Source organism: Henriciella marina DSM 19595, assembly GCF_000376805.1.
Lineage (GTDB): Bacteria > Pseudomonadota > Alphaproteobacteria > Caulobacterales > Hyphomonadaceae > Henriciella > Henriciella marina.
Genome location: NZ_AQXT01000002.1, coordinates 975,801 through 989,079 on the forward strand (window position 1 = coordinate 975,801; position 13,279 = coordinate 989,079).

A 13,279-nucleotide genomic window follows, 5' to 3' on the forward strand; every position below is an offset into this window, starting at 1 on the left:
CTTGGCGAAAGTACGAGACAGTGTTGGTCGGGACCGCCGTCCTGAAGCGGCAGCTGTCACGGGGCGCATGCCCGCAACCGTTCTTATCGTTACCTTTCTCATTCTCGTCGCCTCGATCGCCATGGTCGCCTGGAATGTTCAGAACTCCAGAGACCGGGACGCGCTCCATCTTGCACAGCGCGATGCCCTTCTCACCAGCCAGGCCCTGAATGCCTCGGCTGATGAGGCGGCCGCGAACCTCGGCAGGCTGCTTCAGTCTGGTCGGAGACTTTCAGGTATTGAGGCAGAGGAAATTGGCGTCGACAGCCTCATCTCGCTTCAGGCGGCGAAATCGTCGAATGATGAACGCAATCGCCAATTGGCAGAAATGGCGGCATCGATGATCGAGGCCGGCCGGCGCCTGCGCCTGACGCCCTCAAATGAACTCATGCTGGTTCACCCGCTCGATGAGCAATCTGGCATCATCTCGCGCGTTTCGCTCAATCAGTGGCTCAAGGGCGCCAATCAGGCCCAGCGCATCATTCTGGATGGTGATCGAACCGTGTCTATCGGCGGCCAGGGCGTCGCTCCCCCGACAACGACCATTCTCAGCCAGGGACACGGCTATCGCTATTCCGGCCTTTTCGACCGGTCGCTGACCGCATGCGCGCCTGTGGATGGGGCGGCATTCTCTCTCTGCCTCAACCGGTCAAGTCCTTTGCTCACCGCCGACAATGGCATTCAGTTACTGCTCTACCTGATCCTTCTGACGGCTCCGGCCCTCGCGGTGTGCGGTCTCTACTCAAGCCTGTCTTCGCGCGCAGACACCGTCGCCCCGTCAAGCGAAGACGCCCCCAGATCGACACGGATGGACCAGGCTGCATTCAACGGCCGGGTCGGCGCCTGGCAGGTCGCGCTTCAGTCAGGCGATGCCTGGATCAATGATGATGCAGCCCGCCTTTTCGGACTTCAGTTCAGCGGCGAGCTGACAGTGCCGCAATTGCTCGAGCAGGTCTTTCCCGACCATCGCAACCATTTGCGCAACCTCATCGATGGGTGCCGCGCAGGTCAGCCTTTCACGACGACGATCGCAACCGCGATGTCGCGCGGAGAAACCTGGATCGAGCTTCGGGGCGGCCTCGACGACACCGGTGCTGGCCAGACCCAGTCTGTTAGCGGGATCGTTCTGGACGTGACCGAAACGATGCGCCAACGCGAGCGCCACAAATCATCCGAGGCACGGTTGAGACAGGCCATAGAGCACTTCCCTGCTCCCTTTGCCCTTTGGGATAACAAGCAGCGCCTTACCTTCTGGAACGACGCGTTCAGCGAACTTTTTGGTCTGGAAGATGTGGTGCGGGTCGGGGTCGGCTATGAAACTGTCATGTTGGCCCGCAGTGCCAATGTGATCAGCGAACGTGGCTCCCATGACGATTCAAATGTGACCGTCGTCGGTCTTCGAAACGGTCAATGGCTGAAAGTGGTGGAGCGTCGCTCACCGGCTGGTGGCCTCATCACTTTTGGCCTCGATGTCACCCGCGACGTAAAGAGTGAGGACGAACTTACGCAGCAAAAGAAGAAGCTTCGCGCCACCGTCGAAGAGCTTGCACGCTCCGAAGGTCACAATGCAGAGCTTGCCCGCAAGTACAACGAGGAGAAGGCCAAAGCAGAGCGTTCGGCCGACTCCAAAAGCGCCTTCCTCGCCAATATGAGCCATGAGCTGCGCACCCCGCTCAACGCGATCAACGGGTTCTCTGAAATCCTCGTCAATCAGATGTACGGCCCACTTGGTGACAAGCGCTACAGCGAGTATGCGCACGATATCCTGACCTCCGGCCAGCACTTGCTGGACATGATCAACGACATCCTCGACATCGCCAAGATCGAAGCGGGCAAGATGACAATTGATCCGAAACCGATCGATCTCGTCGATCCTGTCGACGCAGCCGTGCGGATGATCCGCCGTAAGGCAGAGGATAAAAGCATCGAGCTTTCACTACAGGCTCAAGAGCCATTGCCAGAGGTGGACGCAGACCACCGCGCTGTGCGTCAGATGATGCTGAACCTGCTCTCCAACGCGATCAAGTTTACCGATCCGGGCGGCCGCATTCTGGTCGTCGTTCAGCAGAAGAACGATTTTGTCCGTGTGGCCGTGCGCGATACTGGCGTTGGTATTCCTAAGGAACACCTGCCGCGCCTCGCCCAGCCGTTTGAACAGGTTCAGGAAACGCGCGAACGCAATTATGACGGTACGGGTCTGGGTCTCGCGCTCACGAAATCCTTTGCGGAAATGCATGGTGGCCGCTTCTCCATCGCAAGCGAAGTCGGCCGCGGCACGATGGTGAGCTTCTACCTGCCGGTCAGCAAGGATACGGCGCGCCCAAAGGTCAGCGTCGCTTAGACGGCCACGTTCAGTCTTCGACGGTTTCTTCGCGGTCGACCGCTTTCTCGGCGATGAACGCGGCTGCTTTCTCGACGCACTGACGCCCGGCATCAGCCAGCGCTCGTGCGCGGACAAGATCGCCCTGTCCGGGTACGTGAGAGCTAGCCAAAAGCGTATGCTGAGCGACCGGTTCGCGGCTGCGCCCATCCAGCAGGGTCAGCTGCAGCTGACAGACACCTTCGGTGCCACGCAGATAGAATTGCGTGACCCGCCAGTAGAGCTCGTACGCGCCGCTGACGCCCGTCACATCATCGACTGCAAGGCCGGCAGACGAGGTGCTGAATGCATCCAGAAGATTGATCTGAAACATGCGCGTTGACCGTTCGGCCCAGGCGACTTCGGGCACAACCTTGAAACCGTCATCCTCGCTCTGTGAAATGATCTTGCGTGATGCGAACAGGCGCGAGGCATCTGGCTCGCGGATCACGACATTGGTCTGAAGCTCGGCCAATGCCTCGGGGTCGGGCAGCTGATAGACTGCGCGAGGTTCTGGCTGTTCCGGCAGCACTGACACGCAACCGCCCGCCGCAATCACAGCGGCCAGACCAGCGCCTGCACAGAGTTTGTGTATGGTGGTCATTCGCCGTCTCTTTCATATGGAAGCGGTTCGTTGCGAAGCAGGCCCTGCGGGTTTTGCTCGATTTCACGTGTCAGTCTGTCGAGCCGCGAAATCAATGTCCGCATATCCTGTGCGATCAGACGAAAATCGACAACCGCGTCGGTACCCGGCCCTTCGATCACTGATGCTGCGGAATCAACGGCGCTTTCGACACGTTCGATGGCCGAACGGGCAGAGGCGGTCACGTCTTCAAGGCCGGTCGTGATTTCAGATATCTCATCCCCGATGCGTTTGACCTCAACGCTCGCATCTCGGCCGAGCTGGCCAAGGTCCTGCGACGCCTGATTGAAACTCAGCGCGGCGGAATTAGCGCTGGCCAGCAGGTCGTTCACATCGGTGAAAAGCTCACCATTGCCGCTAAGGGCGGCGGTAATGGCTTCGACATTCTGCACGCTGCTGGAGACCGCATCGATGTTTTCCTGGCTGAGCAGCTCATCGATACGTTCAAGCGCCAGCGTCGCCCGGCCCATGACCTCCGCACCGCTCGATACAAGCGCGCTCAGAGGGTTCGAGATGGTCTCGATTTCCGGCACATTCGCATCGGAGGCACGCTTCAGCCACTGCGCATTCGGTGAGCCCGCATTGATCTGGATGAACGTAACGCCGGTAATGCCCGCAAATTCAATCGTGGCGGTGGAGTCAGTCTTCACCGGCGTTTCATTGTCGACGCGAAAGCGTGCCCGCACCTTGGAGGCGTCGTCACGGTCGATACCGATGGAGGTTACTTCGCCGACCTTGATGCCGATATAGCGGACCGACGCACCCTCCTCGAGCGTAACAGGGCCTTCGAAGACGGCGTCATAGACATCATAGTCGCGGTTGAACTGTGACTGACCTAGCCAGAGGACAAAGCCGAGCGCCGCCAGCGCGGCGACAATAACGAAGGCGCCAATCAGCGCGTAATTTGCACGTGTTTCCATCAGCTCGCTCCCGCTTGGGCGGCGCGGCCACGCGGGCCGCAGAAATAGTCCTGTATCCAGGGATCGTCGTCCTGGCGAAGCTCTTCGATCGTTCCGGCTGCCAGAACCTTCTTGCGGCCGAGCACCGCGATCCGGTCGCACGTTGCGACAAGCGTATCAACGTCATGTGTGACCAGAAAGACGGTGAGAGACAAGGCGCTCTGCAGATCCCGCACAAGTGTGTCGAACCCGGCAGCCGTGATCGGGTCGAGTCCGGCTGTCGGTTCATCGAGAAACAGGATTGGCGGATCGAGCGCCAGCGCGCGAGCCAGCGCGGCGCGTTTGCGCATCCCGCCTGAGAGGTCCGATGGAAATTTAGGGCCGGCGCTATCATCAAGGCCGGACATGCGCAGCTTCTGGTCAGCAAGCTGCTTCATCAGCGGCTCGGGCAAGTCTGTATGTTCGCGCATAGGGACCATAACGTTCTCGCGGACAGTAAGGTTCGAAAAGAGCGCACCGTCCTGGAACATGATACCCCAGAGGTTCTGCACCTCCCGCAGATCATCGCCTTCAAGATCAGTGACGTTCTTGTCGAAGACCTCGACCGTACCGGTCTCTGGCCGCTTCAGCCCGACAATCGCCCGCAACAGCACGGACTTGCCAGTTCCCGAAGGGCCGATCACACCGAGGATCTCTCCCCGTTTTACGTCCAGGTCGAGTTCTTCATGCACAACATGCGTGCCGTAGGCCGTGGTCAGTCCGCGGACCTTGATCGCGATCTCCTCGCTCATATGCCAAGCTCCAGATAGAAGACGGCAAACAACGCATCGATAACGATTATGGAGAAGAGCGCCTGCACCACTGACTTGGTCGTCGACTGGCCGAGCGACTGAACGCTGCCACCGACAAGAAGACCCTGACGGCAGCCGATCAACGCGACAACCAGACCGAAAACGGGTGCCTTTGACATGCCCACCCAGAAATTCTGGATCGGCACATAACTCTGCATCCGGTTCATGAAGACCGTTGGGTTGATGTCGAGCGCAAGCCAGCTGACAAATGCGCCGCCGCCAATACCAAAGAGGACGGCGATAAGGGTCAGCACCGGGGTCATGATCAGCATCGCAAAGGCGCGCGGCACCACAAGCACGTCCATCGGGTTCAGCCCAAGCGTGACCATTGCATCAACTTCCTGGCGCATGCGCATGGCCCCGATCTGGGCGGTAAAGGCTGAGTTGGTGCGGCCCGCAAGGATGATCGCCGTCAGGATGACGCCAAACTCCCGCAGAACGGCGATCCCGACGAGTTCGACGGTGAATATGGTCGCGCCGAAAGCTTCAAGCGTGGTTGCCCCGATAAAGGCCACGACCATGCCGACGAAGAAGGATAGAAAGGCGACGATCGGCACAGCATCGAGGCCAGAATCTTCCATGACAGAGACAAGCGCCGTCCAGCGCATCTTCGATGGCCGGGTCACGATGTGCATCATCGCAAGTATCGTCTCGCCGAGGAAGGCGAGGGTTTCCACGGTCTCTTCGATGAAATGCGTCGCTGCGCGGCCCGTCCGCTCCAGTAGGTCGACAACGCCGAATTCGCGCTTTGTCGTCTCGTCACCACCTTCCGGGCGAAGCTCAGTGGCCTGCTTCAGGAGGGCGGCAACCTTGTCGCTTGCCTCGACAGGTTTGACTTCGGAGGCGCCCGCCCTGCAGGCGAACCGGTCAATAATGAAGGCACCCGCCGTGTCCAGACGCTCCAGATCCGAGCAATCAGCTTCAAGTACATCGATGCCGGACACCGATATCTCAGCGAGCTTATCGGAGACCTTGCCGATTGAATGGATGGTCCACGCACCCGACAGGGTCAGCCGTCCGCGCGAGGCGTCGCTTTCAAACTGGAAGTCGGGCCCGTCTGGCATTCGCCGCCTGATACCTTGCTGGTTAATGTCTGCGCGCTCAGACCTTGAGCATGACGGGAACCGTCTTACAACGTCCGGCTGTAACCCCAGAGCTTATTGCATATGACAACGCTTTCAATCGAACATGTTTCCTCACCGCTGGCACAGGCCTTTTCCATCTCGCGTGGTGCGAAGACGTCGGCCGAATCGGTTCTCGTGACACTGACGCGCGGCGAGAAACGCGGTCGCGGTGAAAGCGTTCCTTACGGTCGGTATGGCGAAACCATCGAATCGGTGGTGTCGGCCATCGAGGCCCAGCGCGGCGCGATCGAAGCGGGGCTCGGCCGGCAGGAGCTTCAGGGCCTGATGCCAGCCGGCGCGGCCCGCTGCGCCCTCGATTGCGCGATGTGGGATCTCGAAGCCAAGGAAAGCGGCAAACCGGTCTGGCAACTCGCAGGCCTGCCGGAACCCCAGCCGCTCGAAACCTGCGTAACCGTAGTGCTTGGCGAAGCCGCCGATATGGCGCGCGCCGCAGCGGATGCGCCTGGCAAACTGCTCAAGGTAAAACTAGGGGGTGGTGGCGACATGGAGAGGGTTCGCGCGGTGCACGAGGCGCGTCCCGATGCGCGGCTGATCCTCGATGCGAATGAACAATTGGAGGCAGGCGCCCTGCCCGGCCTTGCGCGAGAGGCAGCAAAGCTGGGCGTTGTCCTGATCGAGCAGCCCTTTCCAGCCGGCGAGGACGGTGCACTTCTGAAACGCCCGCCGGAAGTCGCCATCTGCGCGGACGAAAGCGCACACACGCGGGCGCAGGTTCAGGATCTCGCGCGCATGTATGATGTCATCAATGTGAAGCTCGACAAGACAGGCGGCCTCACCGAAGCGCTGGCAATGGTCCGCGAGGCAAAGGCCTGCGGACTGGGCGTCATGGTCGGCTGCATGGTTGCGGGTTCGATCAGCATGGCACCTGCTGCATTGCTTGGCGCCCTTGCCGACGCTGTCGATCTCGACGGGCCGCTCTGGCTTTCGAAGGATGTAGATTACGGCCTGAAATATGAGGGCGGCACCGTCTTCCCGCCCTCAAGAGAGTTGTGGGGCTAGGCCTCTTCAGCCCCCGTGGAATAACGGCGGGCTTGGCATTCTGGCGACGCTCGTCGAGAGAAGATGACCCCAGATCTGCGTATTCAGCGCCGTCGCCTCCTCATCATCCCTCGCTTCGAGCTGCGTCTGCAGCTCGATCAGCTTCTCAGCCAGCGCATTGCGGGTCTTTCGAAGGTCCGAAAGCCGTAGCGATGGAGCCTTAGGCACATCGTCCTCCATGCCCCCAGCCTGCAGCAGGCTGCGGATACCGGTAATCTCCGTGACCAGCAGATCTGCTTCTTTCTCAAGAAGCTCTCCTGCCATGACGGCAAGCAATCCGGACATCCGGGCATGACCGGCCGCATAATGACCTTCCAGATGCGGTACGACATCCCTGCCCAGCGTGGCACCGATCCGTCCAAGGATCATCGTGATATCGCTCATGCAGGAACTCCGTGTTTTACAGCCAGCCGATGGGCAAGCATGGTTTCGTGCGCGCAATGCGTAAACCAGCCTGAAAAGGCGAGGATCGGGTCGTCATTCTTTCCGTCCGCATAGGCGCGAGCCGAAGAGATCCAGATACCGAGACCTTTCAGGTGCGAGAAAAGGCTCCACCATTCAAAAGCTTGCGGATCAAAGCTGCAGCCCGAATTTTGCTGCCAGATTGCAATCGCCTCGTCCCAAGGCAGGAGGCCCGCCGCGAGCGCGTCGTCATTGCCGCCCCAAAGCGGGTCGGTCGCCCAGCCAAGGTCCTCATAGGGGTCACCAATATGGGCCATTTCCCAATCAAGGATGGCATTTATGCCTCCCTGCCCATCGTGAAGGTAGTTACCGGTCCTGTAGTCTCCATGGACCAGAGACATGCGCTGCGCCGGTGGCGGCGGGTTGGACGCAAGGTAGCGGATAGCGGCTTCGGCGACCGGTTGCGGCTCGCGCGCATTTGCCCGAATCTCACCGGCCCAGTGATCAAGCTCACGCTTCCAGCATGTGTCCGGCGCCGGCGTGTCAATCTCATTCTTGATCGGGGCGTCCTGGATGTCGATCGCGGCAATCTCGCCCAGATATCTGAAGAAATCGCGTCCAAGCGGTGCGCGGTTCTCACCCAGCCCATCAAGGCTGAAAGGGTTGAGCGGTTCGCCGCCTTCTATCCGCCCCATGACAAAAAAAGGAGAGCCCAGCGCCTCATTTCCGGTTTCGAGAAATAGAGCCTCTGGCGCCGGTATCGCGCCCTTGCCGTAGGCGCTGCGGATGGCAGCGAACTCAACACGTCTTTCTGTCTCGATGAGGCTGTCAGGGGGATCCTTGCGCAGGATCACCCCCTTGGTCTTCGGCACACCCGCATCCTCATAGGCAAGGTCGACGGAATAGGTTTCCCGGCTGGCCCCGCCATGAATGCGGTGCATCGCCGTGATTGAAAGGTTGCTCGCGCCTGGCATATGCCTTTCGGCATAGCGGGCGAATTTTCTGGCTAGCGCGGGCTCACTAATGGGCTGCTCAGGCATCGAGCAGGCCCGACCAACCAGACGGTGCGTGCGGCCCGATAAAGAGCTGCTCCAGCGCGCCGATGCCTTCCGATGACTTTCCGTCCGGGCCCTCATGGGTCACCTTTGAGATCGCCTGGATGTGCAGATTAGTCGGCTCGTTCCACGCCAGGACACCCGGCTTGAAGTCCTCGCGCTCAATCGCAAACGCACCCTTGTAGACGCCATGGGCCCAGTCTGGATGTCCATAACCGAGGCCCTTCATCTGGAAGGTGGCGATAGGCTCGTAATGGACCTTGTGAAGTCTGTCCTGCGTATCCTTCACTTCCAGCAGGCCCTTGCTGATGCGGCGCGTCCCGGCCTCGTATTCGCAGGTGAACTTCGGCTCCTCAAGATGCTGCAGGCCTTGCGCATCCGCGCCGTCCATTCCCAGGACCGAGCGCGTATTCCAGCTCTTGCCGTGCTCGTCTTCGTTGACGTGAAAATAAAGCGCGAGGTTCTCGAAGTTGAGCGGCGTCCAGACCCAGTAGAACTGGTAAGGCTTTTCCGGAACGACCGGCTGAGGGTCCTGCGAGCCGATCGGGCGCACGCCCCAGCTTCTGTCGCGTGTGCCATAGAACTCATCGACCTCGATCCGTTCGCCGTCGATCTCGATCCAGCCGGACCAGTGACCATTCTGGGTCATCCGGGTGACATCCATCACCGTGCGCGAGCCATTGCGGCGCTGGAAGCGCGGTTCCTCAACCGGGAAGTGCCGGCCCGTAAAGGTCAACTCCCCGGAGATGCCCTCAGCATTGTCCAGCGTGATTTTCACAGATTGAAGCGGCTGGAGAACGTCGATCCTCATCGGACCGACGCGGGTATCCATACGCTCATGGTTCATGATGCGGGAGACATGAACTGAACGCTGCACCCCGTCCTTCAGGACAGAGAATGCGCCATCCATCACGTTGAGATGCGGATAAACGCCGAAGGCGGCGCCAAAGAAGACAGAGCCATCCCTGGAATAGCCATTGAAGAAGTAGCGGTCGTAGAAATTACGGTCAGACCCGGCGACCCAGACGGGCTCCGGTGTCTGGTGGATCGGGTATTCGTCGCCCCATGTGAGCATGATGACTAGCCTTTCTGTTTAATATTTGCGCCGCAGCTGATGACGTTTCCGGCGGGGTCCCATAGATAAAATTCTCGCATGCCGTGGCCCGGCCTGTCTGTCGGCTCTGACTCGATACGACCGGGTGCAAAATCGCTGTAACTGGAGGCTTCGAGCCACTCTGCGTGCAGGGTGTCGAGCTCATCAACACCATCGATGATCGTGTAGCAGGCCGTATTCTCGCCAATGGCCGGGTCAGCGCATTCCCAAAGATGGAGGGACAGCTTGCCGCGCCGTACAATCGCATATGCTCCATCCTCAAAGATAGCCGTACGAAAGCCGAGATGTTTCTCGTACCAGTCTGCCGCTTCCCCCGGATGTGGCACTGCGAATCTTGGCGACGTATGAGACCGCTCCAGCGGATCTTGCATCCAGTTTCCTTCCCTGTCGTGACCTCTTGGCGGGTCCGATCTTGTCCCTACAGTGACGAAACCGGTGAGCCGGATCAATCACTGACGCGGGGATAGTCATGACATCGAAAGTTAGCGTCGAGGAAGCCAACGCCTTTCTCGGAAAGGCATTCAACAATGCGCAGAACCGCTCTGAAGTCATCCTCATGGAAGACGGCCATGCGATCATGCGTCTGAAGGCCGGACCTGAGCATCTTCGACCTGGCGGATATATTTCCGGCCCGACGCAGATGACCATGGCTGACAGCGTGACGTACATGGCGATCTTCACCCGCCTCGGCATCACGCCGATGACGGTGACGAGCAATCTCAACATCAACTTCCTGCGCCCCTGTATCGGCGATGCGGTTATCGCGGAGGCCAAGCTGATGAAGCTCGGCAAGACGCTGGCCGTTGCCGAGGTGGAAATTCGCGCTGAAGGCTCTGACAAGGTTTCGAGCCATGTGATCGTCACCTACTCGATCCCGGCTGCCTGAGCGAACCCGCCGCTTGCCCCTGCGGCATACGGGCTCCTCCCTATTCGACGGGGCCTGCAAGGTGCTAGTTTCAGCCAAAAGACAAGTCCAAGGGAGATCAGTATGGGCGACAGGATTCTCGATGTACTCATCGTCGGCGCAGGCATTTCCGGTGTGGGCGCAGTTCGCCATCTGAAAGATCGCTGCCCGGGCAAGAAGGTCGCCGTCTTCGAGGCGCTCGACGGCTTTGGCGGCACCTGGAAGGTCCACACCTATCCCGGCATCCGCTCCGACAGCGACCTCTACACCTTCGGCTATCGCGACAAGCCGTGGACCGGACCGCCCATCGCCGCGGCTGAGGAAATCCTCACCTATATGGGCGAGTTCATCGAAGAGAATGATCTTGCCCCGCTCATCCACTACAATCACAAGATCACGAAGACCGAATGGTCCTCGGCTGAGAAGCTCTACACCGTCACCTATGAGACCCCCGACGGCGACCATCAGGTGAAAGCCCGCTTCCTCTGGATGTGCCAGGGCTATTACGATCTCGACAAGGGCTACACGCCCGACTGGGACGGGATGGAGAGCTTCAAGGGCAAGATCGTCCACCCGCAGGACTGGCCGGACGACATCGACCTTTCCGGAAAGAAGGTCGTCGTCATCGGGTCTGGCGCGACCGCCGCGACGCTGGTGCCGAACATCGCGAAGTCATGCGAACACGTCACCATGCTCCAAAGGTCGCCCACCTATTTCTCGACCGGACGCAATGCGAACGAGCTTGCCGATGAGCTTCGCCGTCTCGAGATCGATGAAGAGTGGATCCATACCATCATCCGCAAGAAAGTGCTGACCGATCAGCGCGATTTCACGGCGGCTGCGAACAAGGAGCCCGAAGAGGTAAAGACGCTCCTCTTCAATAACATCAAGGCAATTATGGGCGAGGATTTCGATATGACGCCCTTCACGCCGGACTATCGGCCCTGGCGCCAGCGTATCGCCTTCGTGCCTGACGGGGATTTCTTCCAGGTGGTACGTGACGGCGATGCGAGCATCGTGACCGATCATATTGACCGCTTCGTGCCGGAAGGCATCCAGCTGAAGTCTGGCGAGACCCTGGACGCCGACATCATTATCACGGCGACGGGCTTCAATCTGAAATTCCTCGGCAGTATTCCCTTTGTCGTCGATGGCGAGACAGTGGACTTCAATGAACGCCTCACCTGGCGCGGCATGATGGTGGAGGATGTGCCAAACATGCTCTTCGTTTTCGGCTATTTCCGCGCCAGCTGGACCTTGCGCGTCGATATTCTGGGTGACTTCATGGTCCGCCTGCTGGCGCATATGGACGAAATGGGCGCTGCCGAAGTGCGCCCTGAAGTCCCCGCAGGTGAGCGCACGCTCGAGCGGATGAGCTGGATGGACGCGGCCGATTTCAATCCGGGCTATCTTCAGCGCGGTGAGCATCTGATGCCAAAACGCGCCGAACATCCCGAATGGCAGCACACGCAGGACTATTGGCACGAAAAGGACGCCTTGCCGAAGGTCGATCTCGATGAAGCCTCGCTTGTCTATGAGGACGAGGCTGGCCAAGCTCTTTCGAAGAGGACGGCGAACGCCGCCTGATATGGGCCGTTGACGGGAGGCTGAACCATGCCACTGACCATTATCGCATCTCTGCTTGGTTTTGCGGGTGTCGCGCTCGGCGCATTCGGCGCGCATGGGATGGCCTCTCGCTTCACACCCGAAAGCCGCGGCTGGTGGGAAACGGCGACGCTTTATCTGCTGGTTCATGCGGTTGCCGTCTTCGCTGCCAGCCTTTCGGGCCGCACAGGTCTCTTCCAGACCGGTGGATGGATCATGCTGATCGGCGCCGTCATCTTTTCAGGTACGCTGTACGCCATGGCTCTCGGCGCCCCGCGCTGGTTCGGCGCCATCACGCCGATCGGCGGTGTCGGGCTTCTCATCGGCTGGGCGCTTTTCGCAGTGGCAGCGCTTCGGTCCTGACATCGTCTTCGCCAGGGGATTGGCAGCGCGCGCGATTTGAATATGGTGCGGCGCCAGATACTGCACATGTGAAGTAAATGGAGGAAACCATGGCCAGTCTTTTCGATCTTTCCGGCAAAGTCGCACTTATCACCGGCTCGTCCCGCGGCATCGGCAAGTCCATCGCCGAAGAGATGGCAGAGCAAGGCGCGAAAGTTGTCATCTCCTCCCGCAAGCCTGGCCCCTGCCAGGAAGTTGCCGAGGCGCTGAATGAGAAGCATGGCGCAGGAACGGCGATTTCTGTTCCCGCAAACATCTCGTCCAAGGACGAACTTCAGCACCTCGTTGAAGAAACGCGCGCCTCCTTCGGCAAGATCGACATTCTCGTCTGTAATGCCGCGTCCAACCCGTATTACGGTCCGATGGAAGAGATTGGCGACGAGCAGTTCGAGAAGATCCTCTCGAACAACATCATCTCCAATCACTGGCTGATCCAGATGGTCGCGCCAGAGATGAAAGAGCGCAAGGACGGCGCCATCGTGATCATCTCGTCTATTGGCGGCCTCAAGGGCTCCCCTGTCATCGGCGCCTACAACATTTCGAAGGCGGCCGATTTCCAGCTTGCCCGCAACTATGCGATCGAGCTTGGACCGCACAATATCCGCGTCAACTGCGTCGCGCCCGGCCTCATCAAGACCGACTTTGCCAAGGCGCTCTGGGAAAATCCGGAGAACGCCGCCCGCATCGAAAAAGGCACGCCTATGCGCCGCATCGGTGACCCGGTCGACATTGCAGGCGCAGCCATCTTCCTCGCGTCTGACGCTGGCAAGTACATGGCCGGCCAGATGATCGTCGTCGATGGCGGCTCCGTCATCGTCTAGAA

At 59.7% G+C, this 13,279-nt stretch carries 14 protein-coding genes; 6 read left to right on the top strand and 8 right to left on the bottom strand.

What is annotated here, in order from left to right; all coding sequences use genetic code 11:
- Position 1: 1 nt before the first annotated feature.
- Positions 2 to 2,380, top strand: coding sequence for a PAS domain-containing sensor histidine kinase (locus tag F550_RS16890; protein WP_156807821.1), 2,379 nt, complete (start codon positions 2 to 4; stop codon positions 2,378 to 2,380).
- Positions 2,381 to 2,390: 10 nt separating this feature from the next.
- On the opposite strand, the gene F550_RS0104885 is transcribed toward F550_RS16890, so the two are convergent.
- Genes F550_RS0104885 through F550_RS0104900 form a run of 4 tightly spaced genes read right to left on the bottom strand, consistent with a single transcriptional unit; the run spans position 2,391 to position 5,855 of the window.
- Complete coding sequence (locus F550_RS0104885; protein WP_018147408.1) at positions 2,391 to 3,002, bottom strand: ABC-type transport auxiliary lipoprotein family protein; 612 nt, start codon at positions 3,000 to 3,002, stop codon at positions 2,391 to 2,393.
- Positions 2,999 to 3,961, bottom strand: a complete 963-nt coding sequence (locus F550_RS18410; protein ID WP_018147409.1) for an MlaD family protein — start codon at positions 3,959 to 3,961, stop codon at positions 2,999 to 3,001. Before F550_RS18410 ends, F550_RS0104885 begins: the two co-directional genes overlap by 4 nt.
- Positions 3,961 to 4,731 carry an ABC transporter ATP-binding protein gene (locus tag F550_RS0104895; RefSeq protein WP_018147410.1) on the bottom strand — a complete coding sequence of 257 codons (771 nt, stop codon included), beginning with the start codon at positions 4,729 to 4,731 and terminating at the stop codon, positions 3,961 to 3,963. The genes F550_RS18410 and F550_RS0104895 overlap by 1 nt, the downstream gene beginning before the upstream one ends.
- The gene (locus tag F550_RS0104900; protein WP_018147411.1) at positions 4,728 to 5,855 is read right to left on the bottom strand and encodes an ABC transporter permease; all 1,128 of its coding nucleotides are present in this window, start codon (positions 5,853 to 5,855) and stop codon (positions 4,728 to 4,730) included. The genes F550_RS0104895 and F550_RS0104900 overlap by 4 nt, the downstream gene beginning before the upstream one ends.
- Positions 5,856 to 5,957: 102 nt before the next feature.
- Here F550_RS0104900 and dgcA point away from each other — a divergent pair, with 102 nt between their 5' ends.
- Positions 5,958 to 6,935: an N-acetyl-D-Glu racemase DgcA gene (gene dgcA, locus F550_RS0104905; protein ID WP_018147412.1), complete on the top strand. Its 978-nt coding sequence runs from the start codon at positions 5,958 to 5,960 to the stop codon at positions 6,933 to 6,935.
- A gap of 6 nt (positions 6,936 to 6,941) precedes the next feature.
- Here dgcA and F550_RS0104910 read toward each other — a convergent pair whose 3' ends face one another.
- From F550_RS0104910 to F550_RS18415, 4 genes are read right to left on the bottom strand one after another with little or no spacing between them, the layout of a single operon-like run.
- Positions 6,942 to 7,358 carry a hypothetical protein gene (locus F550_RS0104910; RefSeq protein WP_018147413.1) on the bottom strand — a complete coding sequence of 139 codons (417 nt, stop codon included), beginning with the start codon at positions 7,356 to 7,358 and terminating at the stop codon, positions 6,942 to 6,944.
- Positions 7,355 to 8,416 (bottom strand): phosphotransferase family protein, encoded by a 1,062-nt coding sequence (locus F550_RS0104915; protein WP_233348992.1) that lies wholly within the window; start codon positions 8,414 to 8,416, stop codon positions 7,355 to 7,357. The genes F550_RS0104910 and F550_RS0104915 overlap by 4 nt, the downstream gene beginning before the upstream one ends.
- Positions 8,409 to 9,506: a hypothetical protein gene (locus tag F550_RS0104920; protein WP_018147415.1), complete on the bottom strand. Its 1,098-nt coding sequence runs from the start codon at positions 9,504 to 9,506 to the stop codon at positions 8,409 to 8,411. The genes F550_RS0104915 and F550_RS0104920 overlap by 8 nt, the downstream gene beginning before the upstream one ends.
- A gap of 5 nt (positions 9,507 to 9,511) precedes the next feature.
- Positions 9,512 to 9,916, bottom strand: a complete 405-nt coding sequence (locus tag F550_RS18415) for a VOC family protein (RefSeq protein ID WP_018147416.1) — start codon at positions 9,914 to 9,916, stop codon at positions 9,512 to 9,514.
- Positions 9,917 to 10,014: 98 nt separating this feature from the next.
- Between F550_RS18415 and F550_RS0104930 the strand changes: the two genes are divergently transcribed.
- From F550_RS0104930 to F550_RS0104945, 4 genes are all read left to right on the top strand, one after another.
- Positions 10,015 to 10,431: a PaaI family thioesterase gene (locus tag F550_RS0104930; protein WP_018147417.1), complete on the top strand. Its 417-nt coding sequence runs from the start codon at positions 10,015 to 10,017 to the stop codon at positions 10,429 to 10,431.
- A gap of 102 nt (positions 10,432 to 10,533) precedes the next feature.
- The gene (locus tag F550_RS16905; RefSeq protein WP_018147418.1) at positions 10,534 to 12,036 is read left to right on the top strand and encodes a flavin-containing monooxygenase; all 1,503 of its coding nucleotides are present in this window, start codon (positions 10,534 to 10,536) and stop codon (positions 12,034 to 12,036) included.
- A gap of 27 nt (positions 12,037 to 12,063) precedes the next feature.
- On the top strand, positions 12,064 to 12,417 hold the full coding sequence (locus F550_RS0104940) for a DUF423 domain-containing protein (RefSeq protein WP_018147419.1): 354 nt from the start codon (positions 12,064 to 12,066) through the stop codon (positions 12,415 to 12,417).
- Positions 12,418 to 12,506: 89 nt separating this feature from the next.
- Positions 12,507 to 13,277, top strand: coding sequence for an SDR family NAD(P)-dependent oxidoreductase (locus tag F550_RS0104945; RefSeq protein WP_040500789.1), 771 nt, complete (start codon positions 12,507 to 12,509; stop codon positions 13,275 to 13,277).
- The last annotated feature ends 2 nt before the right edge of the window (positions 13,278 to 13,279 follow it).

What these genes read in the sequence shown, in the direction of transcription:
- F550_RS0104885 (WP_018147408.1), bottom strand. Translation starts at nt 3,002, where the DNA reads ATGACCACCATACACAAACTCTGTGCAGGCGCTGGTCTGGCCGCTGTG.
- F550_RS18410 (WP_018147409.1), bottom strand. Translation starts at nt 3,961, where the DNA reads ATGGAAACACGTGCAAATTACGCGCTGATTGGCGCCTTCGTTATTGTC.
- F550_RS0104895 (WP_018147410.1), bottom strand. Translation starts at nt 4,731, where the DNA reads ATGAGCGAGGAGATCGCGATCAAGGTCCGCGGACTGACCACGGCCTAC.
- F550_RS0104900 (WP_018147411.1), bottom strand. Translation starts at nt 5,855, where the DNA reads ATGCCAGACGGGCCCGACTTCCAGTTTGAAAGCGACGCCTCGCGCGGA.
- dgcA (WP_018147412.1), top strand. Translation starts at nt 5,958, where the DNA reads ATGACAACGCTTTCAATCGAACATGTTTCCTCACCGCTGGCACAGGCC.
- F550_RS0104910 (WP_018147413.1), bottom strand. Translation starts at nt 7,358, where the DNA reads ATGAGCGATATCACGATGATCCTTGGACGGATCGGTGCCACGCTGGGC.
- F550_RS0104915 (WP_233348992.1), bottom strand. Translation starts at nt 8,416, where the DNA reads ATGCCTGAGCAGCCCATTAGTGAGCCCGCGCTAGCCAGAAAATTCGCC.
- F550_RS0104920 (WP_018147415.1), bottom strand. Translation starts at nt 9,506, where the DNA reads ATGCTCACATGGGGCGACGAATACCCGATCCACCAGACACCGGAGCCC.
- F550_RS18415 (WP_018147416.1), bottom strand. Translation starts at nt 9,916, where the DNA reads ATGCAAGATCCGCTGGAGCGGTCTCATACGTCGCCAAGATTCGCAGTG.
- F550_RS0104930 (WP_018147417.1), top strand. Translation starts at nt 10,015, where the DNA reads ATGACATCGAAAGTTAGCGTCGAGGAAGCCAACGCCTTTCTCGGAAAG.
- F550_RS16905 (WP_018147418.1), top strand. Translation starts at nt 10,534, where the DNA reads ATGGGCGACAGGATTCTCGATGTACTCATCGTCGGCGCAGGCATTTCC.
- F550_RS0104940 (WP_018147419.1), top strand. Translation starts at nt 12,064, where the DNA reads ATGCCACTGACCATTATCGCATCTCTGCTTGGTTTTGCGGGTGTCGCG.
- F550_RS0104945 (WP_040500789.1), top strand. Translation starts at nt 12,507, where the DNA reads ATGGCCAGTCTTTTCGATCTTTCCGGCAAAGTCGCACTTATCACCGGC.